Raw genomic sequence first — 17357 nt, forward strand, 5'->3', positions numbered from 1 at the left:
ATTTGGGGATAATTGTTGATTGTTAATATTGATGTCCTAAATATTTATCAATTAAGTTTGAAACATGCTCCATGGCTTCTGTCTCTAAAGAGTCTTCATCTTTATTAATTAGCACAAGCATTTTATTTGCTTGTTCTGAACTGAGATGTTTGCCATTTATAAAAAAGTCAATTTCAGGCAGTGTTTTGTCGTATCTTGGCACAACATTCCAAGTTATCAGATGATTATGAATTTTTTGAAAATATCGGTTGGCTACAACACAATAGTCTTCTACATGATCAAGGCCTTTTGGCCCTAACGACCCTGGTTCCACTCTTAACAGTACACATAATTTTGTATCGCTTGGCATACGCAGGCCTCTTTAGTCGTAACACTGCTAATAATTTCTTTTTTTTAATACACTTACAAAAGATATTTAAAAATACTACTGAGTAAAAAAAGAAATGGCAATGTAAAAATACTTAGATAGGATTGTAGTTGCTACATCATCCATACGCCCAAATTTATTTTGCAATCAATACTATCTAACACCATATGTATGATAAGACCAGCACCTATGATACGTGTTTTTGGCCATAGCAATAATGCACTATAAATACAAACAAATGGCCAAGTATGCAGAGGATGAAACCCCATACTACAACGCATCGGATCGTAAATTGGTGTTGCGAGCAAATGATCGATGTCAATGACCATAGTCAACATCATTATTATGAATGCTTTTTGCCAACTTTTACGAAAGAAAATAAATGCCACCAAAGCCGGCACTAAAAAGTGTAGAAATATGTGAAAAATAATACGTTTCCTCGAATATAAGCTATCTCGGAATATTACGAATCCTTACGCTGTTTCGCTAGTCATATTTAATATTTCACATAAATATTCACCGTTGCAAAACGTTGCCTAATTTCAAGTGCTGAGGCATGATCTCAAAATAAGTATGATAACGAACCTTCAATAAGCGAATTTTATGAAAATTATTTCTTTTAATATTAATGGACTACGAGCACGCCTACACCAACTAGAAGCGCTTATAACCAAGCACAATCCAGATGTTATTGGTCTTCAAGAAACAAAAGTACATGATGAGGCATTTCCAGAGGAAGCCGTAACTGCGATGGGTTACAAAGTATTTTATCACGGTCAAAAAGCACACTACGGTGTCGCCATGCTAGTCAGAAATGATATCGCAGAGCACATATCTAATGTCCAAAAAGGATTTCCAACGGATAACGAAGACCATCAAAAGCGCATGGTTATGGTTACTTTTGACTATAACGGTACGCCTGTTACCGTTTTAAACGGTTACTTCCCACAAGGCGAAAGCATAGATCACGAAGTAAAATTTCCCTACAAGCGTGCTTTTTATAACGATTTAATGACTTATTTAAACGAATATAGAAACGCTGACGAGGCGGTTATTGTCATGGGTGATATTAATATATCTCCGACAGACTTAGACATTGGTATTGGCGAGCCGAATAGAAAACGTTGGCTTAAAACCGGTAAATGCTCGTTTCAACCGGAAGAGCGTGAATGGTTGTCTCGACTATTAAACTGGGGATTACACGACACATTTAGAAGCTTACACCCTACTAAAGGTGAACAATACTCTTGGTTCGACTATCGCTCTCGTGGTTTTGATGACAATAGAGGTTTACGCATTGATGTAATATTAGCGACGCCGCTACTGAATGATAAGGTAATTGACGCTGGTATAGATTATGAACTTCGTGGAATTGAAAAACCATCTGATCATGCGCCTATTTGGTCCACTTTTGACATATAAATAAACATTTCATAATTGTTTAAATAGTTAAGCAATAACTTGAGTCACGTTGGGTTATTGCTTAAACAGCTGGTTCAATAATAAAGCTAAGTCCATAAAGGTTAAACGACTATTCGGCTTCCTGCTTATTACATAGCTATTTACCGGTTTCGATTCTTCAAAACTTGCCTGAACTTGTTGTTGCGCAATTATTTTATGTTCAATCTCTCTATACCAATTTTGTAAACTAATGGGCAAACGCCTATTTGCTTGTTGTCCTAATTGATAATAACCATGGGCAGGAATTGATAAGATCAATAATGACATCGCCAAAGCCGTTTGCAATGATTCAATCCCCAAATAGTATATTTGTAGCCACACGGTCACTAACGCAATCGCCGGGGCCGCAGTCATAGATAGATCTGTTAAGCGAATCGCCTTGGTTTGTTCAAACATCAGTAAATAAGGCTCTTTTTTGGGCCATGTTTGACTGAATTTGTAACCTAAGTAAAAGGTATTTTTTAAAATAGTCATGCCCCCAAATCTAATTAAACGTTATACTGATAAAGATAACCTAAACAACGAATTTTGAAAACTTTCTAAGGCATCTATCGGCAGTACCAAAAGGTCATATGCTTTAGAAAACCAAACCAACTTGCTATGTAGCGTAAGGATAATATGAGCACTAATACCCATGTTCTTGTTCTCAATTGTGGTAGTTCTTCGTTTAAGTTTGCCTTAATCGACAGTCAATCTGGAAACCAACTGCTTTCGGGCTTAGCCGAAAAACTTGGCCATACTGATGCCATTATAACGATTAAACGTAACGGTGAAAAAAATAGTTTAGCGCTTGGCGAACATAATCAACATGTTGATGCTATTAAGGTCCTCGTTGGCACTTTAAAACAATTAGGACTAGACGATGGTATTAGTGCGATTGGACACCGTGTTGTGCATGGTGGCGAAGCATTTACCGAGTCTGCTATTATCGATGATGACGTTATTTTCGCTATAGAAGCCGTATCTGCCCTTGCACCATTACATAATCCCGCCAATTTAATTGGTATTAAAGCTGCTCAAGTGGCGTTTCCAGGTGTACCGCAAGTAGCTGTATTTGACACTGCATTTCACCAAACTATGCCAGCCAAGGCATTCATGTACGGTATAGACAAAAACCTCTATAAAGACAAAGGTATTCGCCGTTATGGCTTTCATGGCACTAGCCATTATTTTGTTAGTCAAAAAGCGGCAGAATGGTTAGATAAATCAACAAAAGATACGTCTGTTATTACCGTACACCTAGGCAATGGTTGTTCAGTCTGCGCAGTTAACGACGGTAAAAGCATGGACACATCGCTGGGAATGACACCATTAGAAGGTTTAATGATGGGTACCCGAAGTGGTGATATCGATCCCGGTGTTATTATTCACCTTATGAAGCAGTACAATTACGACGCTTCTCAAATTGATGATTTATTAAATAAGCAAAGTGGCATGTTAGGTTTAAGCCAGTTGTCCAACGACTGTCGAACTCTTGAAGACGCGTTAAACGATGCTGACAATGACAAACGACAAGCGGCGCAGTTAACTCTTGAGGTGTTTAGTTATCGTGTTGCCAAGTATATTGCAAGCTACACTTGTGCTCTCACTCATTTAGATGCCGTCGTTTTTACGGGTGGTATAGGCGAAAACTCAAGTTACATTCGAAATAGAATCGTTAAGCATCTATCTCTACTCGGTTTAACTATCGATGAAAGTAAAAACCAGCAAGCTCGATTTGGACAGGCCGGTGCTATCCACGACTCGACATCCAGAACCCCTATTATTGTTATTCCAACGAATGAAGAATGGGTAATAGCACAGGACGCCGCGCGCTTAACAAAGGAGGCAAAATAATGGCTCATAGAATTATGTTAGTGCCGGTCGGATCCGGTGTTGGACTTACTTCAGTAACTTTAGGTTTATTTAGAGCTCTTGAGAACAAAGCGGTAAAGATGAATTTTTTCAAGCCAATATCACAGCCAATAAGTGGCGATAAAGGTCCTGAAAAAACGACACAAATATTACGAAACTTAAGCCACATTGATCCCCCAGAGCCTTTTTCATTGCACTACGCTGAAACGCTCATTGGCGATGATAACGTCGATATTTTACTAGAAGAAATTGTCGAACGTTTTGAGTCTCATATAAAAGAAGATGAAGCCGTAATTATAGAAGGTTTGGTACCGACCAAAGATCAAGCCTATGTTAATAAAATTAATCGACAAATAGCTACTGCACTCGGTGCTGACGTTGTGTTTGTTATCGCGCCGGGTAATACATCTATTAACGCGCTTGAAGATCAACTGGAAATTGCAGCCAATAATTATGGTGGGTTTAAAAACGAACATGTTATTGGCGCCATATTTAACAAGATCAACGCTCCACGCGATCTGAAAGGAAATTTGGCGAATGACTTTTCTGAAGTACTTGGTGAAAGTAAGCTTGTTGATGAGTCCGCTAGTTATCGAAAACTATCTATTTTCAACAAAGAATTTAGTCTACTTGGCTGCGTTCCTTGGAACTCAAATTTAATAGCACCAAGAGTAAAAGATCTAGCGGAGTATTTAGAAGCTAAGGTAATTAATGAAGGCGACCTAGAGTTCCGCCGACTTAGATCAATCACTGTGTGTGCAAGAACAGTCGGTAATATTCTTGGCCGAGTTCGACCTGGTGTACTGCTGGTTACGCCTGGCGACCGCTCTGATGTTCTTGTTGCCGCTTCCTTAGCCGCAATGAATGGTACAAAACTAGGCGCCATCCTGCTCACTGGTGGATTTCAACCAGAACCGTCTATTTTAGAATTATGTAAACAGGCCTTCGAGAAAGGTTTACCTGTGTTATCAACTAAGAGTGATACGTGGGATACGGCACTATTGCTACAACGATTCAACATGGAGGTTCCTGTTGATGACGAGCAACGCATAGAACGAGTTAAAGACCACACCGCAAGTCACATTAGCGATGAATGGATAACAAGTTTAACGAAAAACGTCGCAAAGGTAAGAAAACTATCCCCTGCTGCTTTTCGTTATAACCTCACTGATAAAGCAAGAAAAGCAAACAAGACTATTGTGCTACCGGAAGGCAATGAACCGCGAACTATTAAAGCTGCAGCTATATGTGGTAAACGCGGAATAGCAAAATGTGTATTGCTAGGCGATCCAGAAGAAATCATGCTGGTGGCAGAACAACAAGGCGTTGAACTAAACGATAATGTCATCATTAAAAACCCTGACAAAATTCGTCATCGATATGTCGCACCTATGGTTGAGCTTAGAAAGCATAAAGGGCTAACTGAAGTTGTAGCTGAAGAGCAACTTGAAGATAATGTCGTTCTTGGCACCATTATGTTGGCGCAAGATGAAGTAGATGGCCTTGTTTCTGGCGCTGTAAACACTACAGCTAATACTATTCGTCCGCCACTGCAATTAATTAAAACAGCCGAAGGCGCTAGTTTGGTTTCTTCCGTGTTTTTTATGCTTTTGCCTGATCAAGTTTTGGTTTACGGTGATTGCGCAATTAATCCAGATCCTAACGCCGAGCAATTAGCGGATATTGCAATCCAATCGGCTGATTCAGCACAAGCGTTTGGTATTGAGCCTAAAGTGGCAATGATTAGTTATTCCACCGGAACCTCGGGTACGGGTGCCGATGTTGATAAAGTTCGACAAGCTACCCAAATTGCCAAGCAAAAGCGCCCAGACTTGATCATTGACGGACCGTTACAATACGACGCTGCTGTTATGAAAAATGTCGCTAGGAAAAAAGCACCTAACAGCCCCGTAGCAGGTCAAGCGACGGTATTTATATTTCCAGATTTAAATACCGGTAATACGACATACAAAGCTGTCCAGCGAAGTGCCGACGTAGTCAGTATAGGGCCGATGCTGCAAGGAATGAGAAAGCCTGTTAATGATCTTTCAAGAGGCGCTTTAGTTGATGATATCGTCTACACAATTGCTTTAACTGCGATCCAGGCGTCGCAAATTTAGGATCACTTTACTAATTATTAAGCACTGATTCTTTTTTAAACCATTTGATGAAGTGCTTATAATTCAAGGGTTAAAGAGAGTTACACCGAGTAACCAACAAACTTATCCACAGATATTGTGAGTAACATATATTTAAGTAACTGATCTTTAGAAAATTTCGTAGTAGTATCATAATTGAAAACTTGTTAGCTAATTTGTATAAAGAGATTTGACTTACCATGCCAAAACAAACGCTTCAACTACTCGACTCGGAACTCTCCATTCATAGCCTACCGCCAGAGCAGGCTATACCATCGGAAGTATTGCAATCAGAATTGTTTTTTATTGGCAAAACAACAGATGAAGTTTCTATTGTATGTCTTTCAGATATTGAATTAGAGAGCGAAGAAACTGAGCCTGGCTGGCAAGCGTTAGAAGTGTTAGGTCCACTGGGATTTTCATTAACAGGAATTTTATCCAACATTTCCGGTGTATTAGCTAGCGCCAATATTAGTATTTTTGCAGTCTCTACCTTTGAAACTGACTATATTCTAGTAAAGGCGTTACATATGGGCGATGCCGTCACCGCTCTACGTAAAAATGGTTATAAAGTATTAACCGACTAATATCGTCATTACACGGAATACTTATGTCACATAGTAGGTTCAACTCAATTACGCGCAACGCCAGTCCTGGAAAGGTAAAAGGCATAAAAATACTTGCACCGGCTTCTGGCAAAGTAGAGATAATTTCCGATCCAACGCTATTAGCGTTGGGTGAAGGCGTCGCTATCTATTTAACTAGCCATCATGTTGTGTCTCCGATAAATGGAACTGTAGTCGATATTCAACCTAGTCATGCGAGAGTGATCATTCAAGCCAAAAATAAATTGAAATTTTTAATACAGTTACCATCAAGCTATGCTGCACAAATGGGATTAGGCATTGGTTGTATCGTTAAAAAAGGCGACAGTGTAGCGTCAGGTCAGCCGATTTTAAATTTGGATTTATACAAAATACAGCAACACCTAAAACCAATTACATTGCAATTTCTAATCCTTGATAGCGCGCCTTTTGGACGCATTCAAGTTCCTCATAAAACGGTCGAAGTGAATCAAGACACCATTTTTAGTTTGGTTGCACTTCCAAAACATATTAAGTAGTCAAAAATATGAATTCAATTACGTTATACGGTATAAAAAACTGCGACACGATTAAAAAAGCCAAGAAATGGTTAGACACTAACGATATTGACTATGTTTTTCATGACTATCGGGTTGATGGCATAGACGAAGCTTGGTTAAAAGAAGTGGTGGAGCATTTAGATTGGGAAATCGTCTTAAACAAACGAGGTACTACCTATCGTCAGTTGGATGATGCTTTAAAAAACAACTTGTCAAAGCAAGTAGCTGTTGAACAAATGTTATTGCAACCAGCGATGATCAAACGCCCTATTCTAATTGATAAAGACGGCTCATATCATATCGGTTTTAAAGAACAGCAATACCAAAAAGTGTTTGGGAAGTAGACTAATGAGCCATGAGCATGAAACTATAACATTGGCAAAGGAATTAATTTCACGACCGTCAGTTACCCCGCATGATGAAGGTTGTCAGGCACTCATGGCTAGTTATTTAGCGCCATTAGGATTTGATATTGAGTCGATGTTTTTTGTTGATACAGAAAACATGTGGGCACGTAAAGGCTCAGAGTCGCCCGTTTTTTGTTTTGCAGGACACACAGATGTGGTGCCAACTGGCGATGTAAAACACTGGCAAACGCCCCCTTTCGAACCAACAGAAATAAATGGCTACCTGCATGGCCGAGGCGCAGCGGATATGAAAGGCAGTTTGGCAGCTATGGTCATTGCCACTAGGCGCTTTGTTAGTGATCACCCAAATCATAAAGGCAGCATTGCATTTTTAATTACTAGTGATGAAGAAGGCCCTTTCATTAATGGCACAACTCGCGTTATTGATGTGCTTGAAGCGCGTAATGAAAAAATAAATTATTGTATTGTTGGTGAGCCATCGAGTACCGATAAAGTGGGCGATATTGTGAAAAATGGCCGTCGTGGCTCATTAACAGGCACATTAACCGTTAAAGGCACTCAAGGTCACGTGGCCTACCCGCATCTTGCTGAAAACCCGATTCACACCTCTGCTGCCTTTATCGCCGAGTTAAGCGCTGCCACTTGGGACTCAGGAAATGAATTCTTTCCTCCTACATCGATGCAAATCTCTAACATTAATGGTGGTACCGGTGCTGGGAATGTTATCCCAGGCGAATTAACATTACAGTTTAATTTTAGATACTCAACGGAAGTCACTGATCATCAATTAATTGAACAAGTAGAGCAACTGCTGTCAAAGCATAGCTTTGAATATCAGTTAGATTGGATTCACAATGGCCAACCATTTTTAACTGACGAAGGAACACTTTTAGATAGTGTCAATACCGCTATAACTGAAGTTGTCGGAAAGCCTGCTGTGTTATCCACTTCAGGAGGCACATCAGATGGCCGTTTTATTGCACCCACCGGTGCGCAAGTGATTGAACTCGGGCCATGCAACGCCACCATCCATAAAGTAAATGAATGCGTGAAGATCAGCGACTTAGAGTTACTTACCGATATGTATTACAACACCTTGGTTGGCTGTTTGTTGTGATTATGCAGGCGCTTGGCTTAGATGATAGCCACCTATTTGTTTTAAACAACAATTTGGACAACAAACAGCGTCTTCACAAAGCGATTGAGGCCGATTATCGAGCATTAATCGCTAGTGCCAAAGAGGCCGGTTTTAATTTACAAGTCGCATCTGGGTATCGCGATTTTAACCGTCAGTCTATGATATGGAATAGTAAATTTAACGGTCATCGCCCTGTCCAAGCTTTAAATGGAAACGTCATTGATATAGAAAGTAAGTTCGGCTTTGATAAACTTGCTGCAATACTTACATTCTCGGCATTACCAGGGCTTAGTCGACATCATTGGGGCAGTGATTTTGACTATTATGATGCGTCAACAATCGCACCAGAGTACCAGTTACAACTTGAATCACATGAGTATCAATCGGGTGGACCTTTTTCAGGGTTATCTGATTGGCTTGATAAAAACGCAAAGAAATTTGGTTTTTTTAAACCTTATGCCTCATACCAAGGCGGCGTTGCATCAGAGCCTTGGCATTTATCTCACATTAAAATTGCTTCGCAGTACGAATCAACAATCAAAAGTCTGACAAAAGATGAGTTTTCCAAAATTTTAAATGATCATAAGGTTGAAGGCACAGATATTATCTCTGAACACTTTGACACCATATTACAACAATTCGTATTTAACATAGTGGAGCAAAGTTAATGAACTGGACAGCCTTCTTTATTATCATCGTTGTACTTGGCGTCATTGTTAGTAATATTATGCTACTTAAATACTCCGCTAAAATGTCGATGAAAAATATTAATCAAGATCCAATTGATCAAGCAAAGGCTAAGCTCAAAGAACGCGAAGAACATAAGCCAAAAGATTCAGATTAGCTTCGTTTGGTTTTTATCTACTTCGAACAAGCACTCTACGCCATAAACGTCATTAAGTTTTTGGGTCAGGTATTCTGTATTTTTAAGGTGAACATCACCTTTCCCTTCTACAAAATTAGCAATCCAACCAACTAACTGGCATCCCGATGCTTTAATAGCTTGTGCCGTTAAAAGTGCGTGATTTAGGCACCCTAATCGAATTCCCACGACTAAAATTACAGGGAGTCGCTTGACCGCTACCCAATCAGACAATAGCTGTTGATTATTTAACGGTAAATGCCACCCGCCTGCCCCTTCAATTAAGGTTAATTCAGCCAAAGATAATGCTTTAGGTAACACATCATCTAATTGTTGAAACGACAATGGTCGTTGTTCGATCTCGGCTGCAATGTGCGGTGCTATTGGCTGTTTAAACACAATAGGGTTAATATCATTTAACGAATATCGCTTATTGCTCGCCTGCCATAATCTATAGGCATCTTCATTTAACTCAGTTCCATCTTCATCTAACAAATGACTCTCAACGCCTGCAGATATTGGTTTAAATGGATTTACATCAATACCAAGCGAATTCATGTGTCTAAGTAGTAAAGAGGTGCAATACGTTTTACCTATTTCTGTATCGGTACCCGTTATAAAAATTGCCGAATATTCTGTTAAATTTTGAACTTTTTTATCTAATTGACTCATCTAACCCTCTCGCAATAAGTTAATCACTTATTTATAACAATCGTCTTTACGCGATATGTGGCTGGCACCAAGTTTGTACCTTTATTCGCAAATAGGTCTCTGTAATGATGTTCCATTAACTGCCATTTTCTTTTACCAATTAACCCTTTTTGGCCACGATTGCTTACTATATTCGCACCCAAAGACTTTAATTCCTTTGCCAAAGACATAGCATCGGTGTACCAATAAACTAATTCGTATTGGCAAGATTGAATATCTGCAGCAGATAAACGTAACAACGATTGCTCAATATCATTCGACTTCTGGTATTGATGAATATGCCTATCACTGTCAACATGTGCCCATGCGGCTTCAAGTTCATAAAGACTGCCCGGCAATAAAGTGCTAATGACGGCGGTACCGCCAGGCTTCAATACTCTATCAACTTCAGTAATTACCGTATCAAAATCACACCATTGCACCATCAAATTTGAGAATACCCAATCAATACTGTTTGTTTGAATTGGTAGAGAATGGCTATCGCCACAAACCTTATTATTTAACGCGGGGTTAGTATTTAACATAGGTTTACTCAAATCAAAGCTAATTAACTCACCTGGTAAACTATTTAATTGGGGTTGAAATAATCCAGGTCCGCAGCCAAGATCTAGTCCCCATTTTATCGCATCTCTCGCACATCTAGATTTGATATCTGCCCGCAAGTTTTCTTGCAATGCATTAATTAGTAGCTGGCCCGTTTCAAGTTGTAGTTGCGCTTTGTTTCTGTAGGTTAATGCTGAATTACCAAAGTGATATGCAACTTTTTGTGTTGGTATTGTAGAAAATTCGCGTTCTATATGTGTACTAATCACTATGACTCACCTCAACCGCGCTCGTTGTTGTCGAACTTAACGCCTTTACCAAAGACTCAACTAAGTCATTAATACAATTAGGTTTATGGTCGGACGTTATGGTTACGCGTAACCTAGATTGACCTTTAGGGACCGTTGGTGTTCGTATCGCAGTTAGCCAAATACCGTCCTGCTTAAGTTGTTCAGTCATTTTCAGTGCATGCTTTTCATCACCTACCATGATGGGTTGAATTGCAGTGTCAGAATCGAGCACTGGCAAGCCATTTTTTATCGCTAGACTTCTGAATAGCTGAATGTTTTGTTGTAGTTTTTGTTGCCGGTCTGCATCATTTAATTTATGGAGATTAAACTGTACTGCGGCACATTGCAGAGGGGACAAATGCGTAGAATAAATATAGTCCTTACAAAAGTTCTCTAGATATTGGCAGATATTATCTTTAGCAATAACAGCGGCCCCTTGAGCCCCCAAACTTTTACCAAAAGTGACAACGTAAATATCAACATCAGACAAAGTGATACCGGCTGTATGTAATGAATGTCTACTAATACCAAAGCCATGTGCATCATCGACCATTAGCAGCGTATTAGTTTGACGAGCAATTTTTGAGATTTCAATAAGTGGCGCCCTATCACCATCCATACTAAATACGCCTTCCGTTGCTAATAGGCGCTTTTGTAGTGGACCACTTTTTGAATTTAGTAATTTTGCTAAATGTTCAACATTATTATGACTAAAACGTTTTTGCGTTAAATGGCCGGCTGCTTGAAGCTTAGTGCCTGCATCAATCAACGAGGCATGATTTAACTTGTCTTGAAACAATTGATTAGAGCTATCTTTATCTTTAAATAGCGCATTAATAACACCATTATTTGCTGCATATCCAGAGCTAAATAAAACCGCACTATAGTCATCCGGTGCGTCAACATAGTTCAGTAAGTCGTCAATTAACGCTTTATGTTGATAAGAAAAACCAGTTACAAGTGGACTTGCCATTGAACCACTACTGCAATTTTTGCCTGTTATCCCAAGTCTCGTGTCTTGCCACTTATTAAATTCAGTTAAGCAAAACGATGAAGCTAAACCTAGATAATCATTGCTTGAGTAATTGCGGTAATGATTTCCGTTGTAAACTAACTCTGTCGACGATACGTATTCAAACGCACGACGAGAACGCAACAAACTATTTTCATCGCGCATCTTTAACTCTTCAGCTATAAAATTACTAAACGCAGTCATGGGTTATTGCGCTTCAAAAAACAGCTCTTGTTCTGGTGCATTTTGTTCTTTTAGTTGCTCAAGTAATGCTGCTTCTTTTGTGTCATCAGAGTAGTCTTTAGTCTGTTCAGAGTTCACACCTAACTTGGCAAACAGTTTTTTATCAAAGTGTTCATCTGGATTTGAAGTAGTTAGTAGCTTACATCCATAAAAGATTGAGTTAGCACCCGCCATAAAACACATAGCCTGCATCTGCTCATTCATGCCTTCGCGTCCAGCCGATAGACGTACAAATGACTTCGGCATCAATATTCGCGCAACCGCGATAGTTCTTATAAATTCAAACGAATCCAAGTCGTCTACATTATCAAGCGGAGTCCCTTTAACTTTAACTAACATATTAATAGGCACACTTTCAGGATGATGCGGTAAGTTTGCTAAGGCAATTAACAGGCCGTGTCTGTCTTTCGCACTTTCACCTAACCCTACTATACCGCCAGAACAAACATTCATGCCCGCTGAACGCACGTTATCTAACGTACTAAGTCTGTCCTCATAAGTTCGTGTAGTAATAATGTCTCCGTAGTATTCTGGAGACGTATCTAAGTTATGGTTGTAGTAATCTAAGCCTGCTTCTTTTAATGCTAATGCCTGCTCTTTGCTTAACATTCCCAACGTCATACAGGTTTCTAAACCAAGCTCTTTTACACCCTTGATCATTTCTATAACATAAGGCATGTCTCTATCTTTAGGATTACGCCATGCTGCGCCCATACAGAAACGCGTAGAGCCAATTTCTTTTGCTTCCTTGGCGCGTTGAAGTACTTTTTCGACTTCCATCAAGCGTTCTTTTTCAAGGCCTGTAGAGTATCTAGCGCTTTGCGGACAGTACTTACAATCTTCGGGACAAGCACCTGTTTTTATCGATAACAAGGTACTTACTTGCACGTAATTGGGATCGAAGTGCTCGCGATGGACCAGTTGAGCTTTAAACATTAGGTCATTAAATGGCATATCAAAAAGTGCTTTTACTTCTTGATGGGTCCAATCGTGTCGAATTTGCGTAGTCATAATGCGCCTTTACTAGAATAAGTAATATTTTTTATTGTTTTTAATATGCTCGATAGTCTATCCTGCGCCAACACCTTGTCAATTTAGCCTTTCACCAAAAGTTTACTAATGAACGTTTTATGAACAAAAAGACAACAACTCATACCACTATAGATATTAATTTCGATAAAGAACACATTTGGCATCCATATACATCGATGACAAACCCGTTGCCCTGCTATCCAGTAAAATCAGCAGAAGGTGTGTATATTGAATTAGAGGATGGCACAAAGCTTATTGACGGTATGTCCTCATGGTGGTCTGTAATTCATGGTTATAATAATGAGCACATAAATGAAGCGATATCGAGTCAACTAAAAAAAATGAGCCACGTTATGTTCGGTGGGTTGACGCATGAACCTGCTGTGAATTTAGCAAAGCATTTGGTTGAGCTTACACCGGATGGTCTAAATAAAGTTTTTTTAGCGGATAGTGGCTCGGTATCTATTGAAGTGGCATTAAAAATGGCTATTCAATATCAGTTGGGTAAAGGTCATATCGGTAGAAATCGATTTATTGCTTTAAAACATGGCTATCATGGCGATACTTTTGGCGCTATGGCGGTCTGCGATCCTCTTAATTCAATGCACAGCTTATATTCTGGCATGATGCCGCAAAACTACTTTATTGACTCTCCTACAAGTAAGCCTACAGACTCATTTCAGCATAATGAACTTGCTGAATTGGCTGACGTCTTAGAGTGTCGTAGCGACACCGTTGCTGCACTAATTATAGAGCCCATCGTTCAAGGTGCAGGCGGAATGCGATTTTACCACCCTGACTATTTAAGCGGCGCAAAAAAGCTATGTGAGAAGTACGGCGTATTACTTATCGCAGATGAAATTGCGACTGGCTTTGGAAGAACGGGAAAAATGTTTGCATGTGAGCATGCTAACATTACGCCAGATATATTATGTGTCGGCAAAGCGATCACAGGTGGGTATATGACATTGGCCGCCGCAATTTGTACTGATGAAGTTGCCATCACACTCAGTAATAGTCGTGCTGGAGTGCTAATGCATGGCCCTACTTTTATGGGTAATCCATTAGCTTGTGCAGCGGCAAATGCCAGTATGGAATTATTGAAAGCTGGAACATGGGAAAACCAAGTAAAAAACATAAATAGAATATTAAATCAGGAACTTAACTCCGCAAATCAACTGGAACGCGTTACTGAGGCTCGTGTTTTTGGAGCCATTGGAGTGATTGAAATGAAGGAAGCGGTTGATGTCGCCAGCATACAAAAACAATTTGTAGATAAAGGCATTTGGGTAAGACCGTTTGGCAAACTAATTTATGTAATGCCGCCGTATATCATATCTGAAATAGAGCTAACCGAATTATTACAAAAGATGCTGTTGGTAGTGAAATCGCTGTGACTTCTTCGCCATTGATTGAATGACACCTAACTCTACATTATGATTATTCCGATTAGCATATAATGTTTGATGTTGCGGGCTTTTAAAAAAGCCAATCGATACAACTTCTATTTCGTAGTTATATTTTTTAGCTAATGTTACGTAGTTGTCGATTTGCCATGCTTCAATGTTGGTATTATCACAAATTACCAGTGGTACCTTTTTTTGTAACGACTTACCAAACGCAGCTTGGTTTTGTTGGTGAAACTGCTCTAATTGGCGAGGGTTAAACATATATGAACCTTCGCTGTAAAAATAATGATCGGTACTATGAATTGCGTAGTCATTTGGTGATAAATCAGCCGTCAACAATGTCACGTAATTAGACTTCCCGGCCCCTGGTAACCCCCTAATAATAAATACTTTATTAGACACTAATCACTCCAATAAACGCCAATAGAACGACCATTAGAAACATTAGGTTATACTTTTGATAATCGGTTTTACGTTTGTTGCGAATTTGATTACCGATTAAAGAGACGGCACTAAATGTCACACTAATATATAGACTCAAATATAAATAGTCTTTTAACGTTCCCAACCAATACTCTCGAATTGGGATTTTATGGAATTCTAAAATTATATTATTGAGTTCTGGTCGTGCGTAATGAAACAACGCTAATGCGATGACAAAGACTAACCAAGACAAAACATTTAGCGCATTTATTATTTGACTAAAAAGATCTGGTCCTTTTCGCCTCTCGATCCCATTCCACATTTCGTACTGCTCCAAATTGACGAAATAACAACCATTATAAAACAATTAACTAATTAACTGTAAACCATACTCTAATATCACTTGTATCTGAATGACAACTAAGTAAGATTACACCCTATTTATTTTTAACCCGATTTAAAGAAAAGACCGAATAAACATGGCACATAACTCAGTAAAATCTTTATTAGCTGGCGAACTAAGCGCTGGTGAAATCGTAACAGTAAAAGGCTGGATACGCACGAAACGTGACTCTAAAGCTGGCATTTCATTTTTAGCCGTTCACGACGGTTCTTGTTTTGATCCGATTCAAGCTGTAGTGCCAAGTGATTTAGCGAATTACGATGATATCACTAAATTAACAACTAGTTGCTCTGTTTCTGTAACGGGCAAGTTGGTTCAGTCTGAAGGTCAAGGCCAAGCTGTTGAAATTCAAGCAGACTCAGTAGAGATAATTGGCTGGGTAGAAAATCCAGATACATACCCAATGGCTGCTAAACGTCATTCAATTGAATATCTCAGAGAGCATGCTCACCTTCGCCCTCGTACTAACATTATTGGTGCGGTAGCACGTGTTCGTAACTGTTTATCACAGGCTATTCATCGCTTTTTCCACGAACAAGGTTATTACTGGGTTAGCACTCCTATTATAACGGCATCAGACTGCGAAGGCGCAGGAGAAATGTTCCGCGTTTCGACGCTAGACATGGTTAATACGCCGATGACTGACGATGGGAAAGTTGACTATAGCCAAGACTTTTTTGGTAAAGAAGCATACTTAACTGTATCTGGCCAGCTAAATGGTGAAACCTATGCTTGCGCATTAAGCAAAATATATACATTTGGTCCTACCTTCCGTGCTGAAAATTCAAATACTAGCCGCCATTTGGCTGAATTTTGGATGATTGAACCAGAAGTCGCGTTTGCCGATTTAAATGACATCGCACAATTATCAGAAGATCTACTAAAATACGTGTTTAAAGCGGTTTTAAATGAACTACCAGACGACATGAAGTTTTTCGAGCAGCGAGTTGAAAAAACAGCCATATCTCGACTTCAGCAAGTGGTTGATTCTAGCTTTGTTCGCATGGATTATACAGACGCAATCGATATTCTACTTAACTCTGGCAAGAAGTTTGAGTTCCCAGTTAAATGGGGCATCGACCTATCTTCAGAGCATGAGCGTTATTTAGCTGAAGAGCATGTAGGTGCGCCAATTATCATGCAAAACTATCCGCGTGATATTAAAGCGTTTTATATGCGTCAAAATGACGACGGTAAAACGGTAGCGGCAATGGATGTTTTGGCACCAGGCATTGGTGAAATCATTGGTGGTTCTCAACGTGAAGAGCGTTTAGACATATTTGATGCTCGATTAGAAGAAATGGGCTTAAGCAAAGAAGACTACAGCTGGTATCGTGATTTACGCCGTTACGGCACAGTGCCTCACGCTGGCTTTGGTCTTGGGTTCGAACGTTTAGTTGCATATGTAACTGGTATGCAAAACGTTCGTGACGTTATTGCTTTCCCACGTGCACCAGGCACCGCAAATTACTAATCCATATTCGCATCTTTTGATGCGAATTTAAGATTTATAAAGGGTAAAAATGAACTTATTAGGCGTAGAACTTAATAATAAAGAAGCTGTTTTTGTATTAATGAACAGTGAAGGCGGCATGTTTAACGTAAAAGAAACTCGTACAAGAGGTATTGAACTGCGTGATGCCGAAAATGCAGACGGCATTCGTGCGTTTTATTCTATTTTTAAAAAGATGGTAGAAGATTACAAAGTCGACACTATTGCAATCAAACAACGTCCTATGCGTGGTAAATTTTCTGGCAGTGCGAATAGCTTCAAAATGGAAGCTGCTATCCAGTTAATTGATGACGTAAAAGTTGCAATGGTTAACAACAAAGATATAAAAGAAACGTTAAAACGTAATCCTCTTGAATATACGATGAAAGACTTAGAGCTTCGTCAATTTCAAGAAAGCGCTTTTCACACCGCATATACTTTCGCACTGGCGAACGATTAATAGAAAC

At 39.4% G+C, this 17357-nt stretch carries 21 protein-coding genes; 12 read left to right on the top strand and 9 right to left on the bottom strand.

Annotation, left to right across the window (positions count from 1 at the left end):
• Window positions 1-22: 22 nt before the first annotated feature.
• Together J9318_RS08705 and J9318_RS08710 are read right to left on the bottom strand one after the other, a co-directional pair.
• Window positions 23-349, bottom strand: coding sequence for a hypothetical protein (locus J9318_RS08705; protein ID WP_210559554.1), 327 nt, complete (start codon window positions 347-349; stop codon window positions 23-25).
• Between the two features lie 131 nt (window positions 350-480).
• Complete coding sequence (locus J9318_RS08710) at window positions 481-768, bottom strand: DUF6122 family protein (RefSeq protein ID WP_342345688.1); 288 nt, start codon at window positions 766-768, stop codon at window positions 481-483.
• A 202-nt stretch (window positions 769-970) separates the two neighbouring features.
• Between J9318_RS08710 and xthA the strand changes: the two genes are divergently transcribed.
• On the top strand, window positions 971-1789 hold the full coding sequence (xthA, locus tag J9318_RS08715; protein ID WP_210559555.1) for an exodeoxyribonuclease III: 819 nt from the start codon (window positions 971-973) through the stop codon (window positions 1787-1789).
• Window positions 1790-1843: 54 nt separating this feature from the next.
• Here xthA and J9318_RS08720 read toward each other — a convergent pair whose 3' ends face one another.
• Window positions 1844-2302 (bottom strand): DUF412 family protein, encoded by a 459-nt coding sequence (locus J9318_RS08720; RefSeq protein ID WP_210559556.1) that lies wholly within the window; start codon window positions 2300-2302, stop codon window positions 1844-1846.
• A gap of 144 nt (window positions 2303-2446) precedes the next feature.
• Here J9318_RS08720 and J9318_RS08725 point away from each other — a divergent pair, with 144 nt between their 5' ends.
• The 8 genes from J9318_RS08725 to J9318_RS08760 all read left to right on the top strand — a co-directional run bounded on the left by J9318_RS08725 (window position 2447) and on the right by J9318_RS08760 (window position 9314).
• Window positions 2447-3664: an acetate kinase gene (locus J9318_RS08725; RefSeq protein WP_210559557.1), complete on the top strand. Its 1218-nt coding sequence runs from the start codon at window positions 2447-2449 to the stop codon at window positions 3662-3664.
• Entirely contained in the window at window positions 3664-5802 is a 2139-nt protein-coding gene (gene pta / locus J9318_RS08730) for a phosphate acetyltransferase (protein WP_210559558.1), read from the top strand. Before J9318_RS08725 ends, pta begins: the two co-directional genes overlap by 1 nt.
• 218 nt (window positions 5803-6020) lie before the next feature.
• Window positions 6021-6407, top strand: a complete 387-nt coding sequence (locus J9318_RS08735) for an ACT domain-containing protein (RefSeq protein ID WP_210559559.1) — start codon at window positions 6021-6023, stop codon at window positions 6405-6407.
• Window positions 6408-6430: 23 nt separating this feature from the next.
• On the top strand, window positions 6431-6943 hold the full coding sequence (locus J9318_RS08740; RefSeq protein ID WP_210559560.1) for a PTS glucose transporter subunit IIA: 513 nt from the start codon (window positions 6431-6433) through the stop codon (window positions 6941-6943).
• A gap of 8 nt (window positions 6944-6951) precedes the next feature.
• Entirely contained in the window at window positions 6952-7308 is a 357-nt protein-coding gene (locus J9318_RS08745) for an ArsC family reductase (RefSeq protein WP_210559561.1), read from the top strand.
• 4 nt (window positions 7309-7312) lie between these two features.
• A complete protein-coding gene (gene dapE / locus J9318_RS08750; protein WP_210559562.1) occupies window positions 7313-8449 on the top strand; it encodes a succinyl-diaminopimelate desuccinylase in 1137 nt (378 codons plus the stop codon).
• A complete protein-coding gene (locus J9318_RS08755) occupies window positions 8377-9138 on the top strand; it encodes a M15 family metallopeptidase (RefSeq protein WP_210559563.1) in 762 nt (253 codons plus the stop codon). Before dapE ends, J9318_RS08755 begins: the two co-directional genes overlap by 73 nt.
• A complete protein-coding gene (locus J9318_RS08760; protein ID WP_210559564.1) occupies window positions 9138-9314 on the top strand; it encodes a DUF2897 family protein in 177 nt (58 codons plus the stop codon). Before J9318_RS08755 ends, J9318_RS08760 begins: the two co-directional genes overlap by 1 nt.
• Here the strand turns inward: J9318_RS08760 and bioD are convergent.
• Genes bioD through bioB form a run of 4 tightly spaced genes read right to left on the bottom strand, consistent with a single transcriptional unit; the run spans window position 9306 to window position 13142 of the window.
• Complete coding sequence (gene bioD, locus J9318_RS08765) at window positions 9306-10004, bottom strand: dethiobiotin synthase (RefSeq protein WP_210559565.1); 699 nt, start codon at window positions 10002-10004, stop codon at window positions 9306-9308. The genes J9318_RS08760 and bioD overlap by 9 nt on opposite strands.
• A gap of 23 nt (window positions 10005-10027) precedes the next feature.
• Complete coding sequence (locus tag J9318_RS08770; RefSeq protein WP_210559566.1) at window positions 10028-10855, bottom strand: methyltransferase domain-containing protein; 828 nt, start codon at window positions 10853-10855, stop codon at window positions 10028-10030.
• Window positions 10848-12092 (bottom strand): aminotransferase class I/II-fold pyridoxal phosphate-dependent enzyme, encoded by a 1245-nt coding sequence (locus J9318_RS08775; protein WP_210559567.1) that lies wholly within the window; start codon window positions 12090-12092, stop codon window positions 10848-10850. Before J9318_RS08775 ends, J9318_RS08770 begins: the two co-directional genes overlap by 8 nt.
• A 3-nt stretch (window positions 12093-12095) precedes the next feature.
• The gene (bioB, locus tag J9318_RS08780) at window positions 12096-13142 is read right to left on the bottom strand and encodes a biotin synthase BioB (protein ID WP_210559568.1); all 1047 of its coding nucleotides are present in this window, start codon (window positions 13140-13142) and stop codon (window positions 12096-12098) included.
• A 119-nt stretch (window positions 13143-13261) separates the two neighbouring features.
• On the opposite strand from bioB, the gene bioA reads away from it, so the two are divergent.
• Window positions 13262-14560 carry an adenosylmethionine--8-amino-7-oxononanoate transaminase gene (bioA, locus tag J9318_RS08785; RefSeq protein ID WP_210559569.1) on the top strand — a complete coding sequence of 433 codons (1299 nt, stop codon included), beginning with the start codon at window positions 13262-13264 and terminating at the stop codon, window positions 14558-14560.
• On the opposite strand, the gene J9318_RS08790 is transcribed toward bioA, so the two are convergent.
• Both J9318_RS08790 and J9318_RS08795 read right to left on the bottom strand, forming a co-directional pair.
• On the bottom strand, window positions 14525-14974 hold the full coding sequence (locus tag J9318_RS08790) for an AAA family ATPase (protein ID WP_210559570.1): 450 nt from the start codon (window positions 14972-14974) through the stop codon (window positions 14525-14527). The genes bioA and J9318_RS08790 overlap by 36 nt on opposite strands.
• Complete coding sequence (locus tag J9318_RS08795; protein WP_210559571.1) at window positions 14967-15317, bottom strand: hypothetical protein; 351 nt, start codon at window positions 15315-15317, stop codon at window positions 14967-14969. Before J9318_RS08795 ends, J9318_RS08790 begins: the two co-directional genes overlap by 8 nt.
• A gap of 157 nt (window positions 15318-15474) precedes the next feature.
• On the opposite strand from J9318_RS08795, the gene asnS reads away from it, so the two are divergent.
• Window positions 15475-16872, top strand: coding sequence for an asparagine--tRNA ligase (asnS, locus tag J9318_RS08800; RefSeq protein WP_210559572.1), 1398 nt, complete (start codon window positions 15475-15477; stop codon window positions 16870-16872).
• A gap of 49 nt (window positions 16873-16921) precedes the next feature.
• Window positions 16922-17350: a DUF3010 family protein gene (locus tag J9318_RS08805; protein WP_210559573.1), complete on the top strand. Its 429-nt coding sequence runs from the start codon at window positions 16922-16924 to the stop codon at window positions 17348-17350.
• Window positions 17351-17357: the final 7 nt, after the last annotated feature.

The organism is Psychrosphaera aestuarii (assembly GCF_017948405.1).
Classification (GTDB): Bacteria; Pseudomonadota; Gammaproteobacteria; order Enterobacterales; family Alteromonadaceae; genus Psychrosphaera; species Psychrosphaera aestuarii.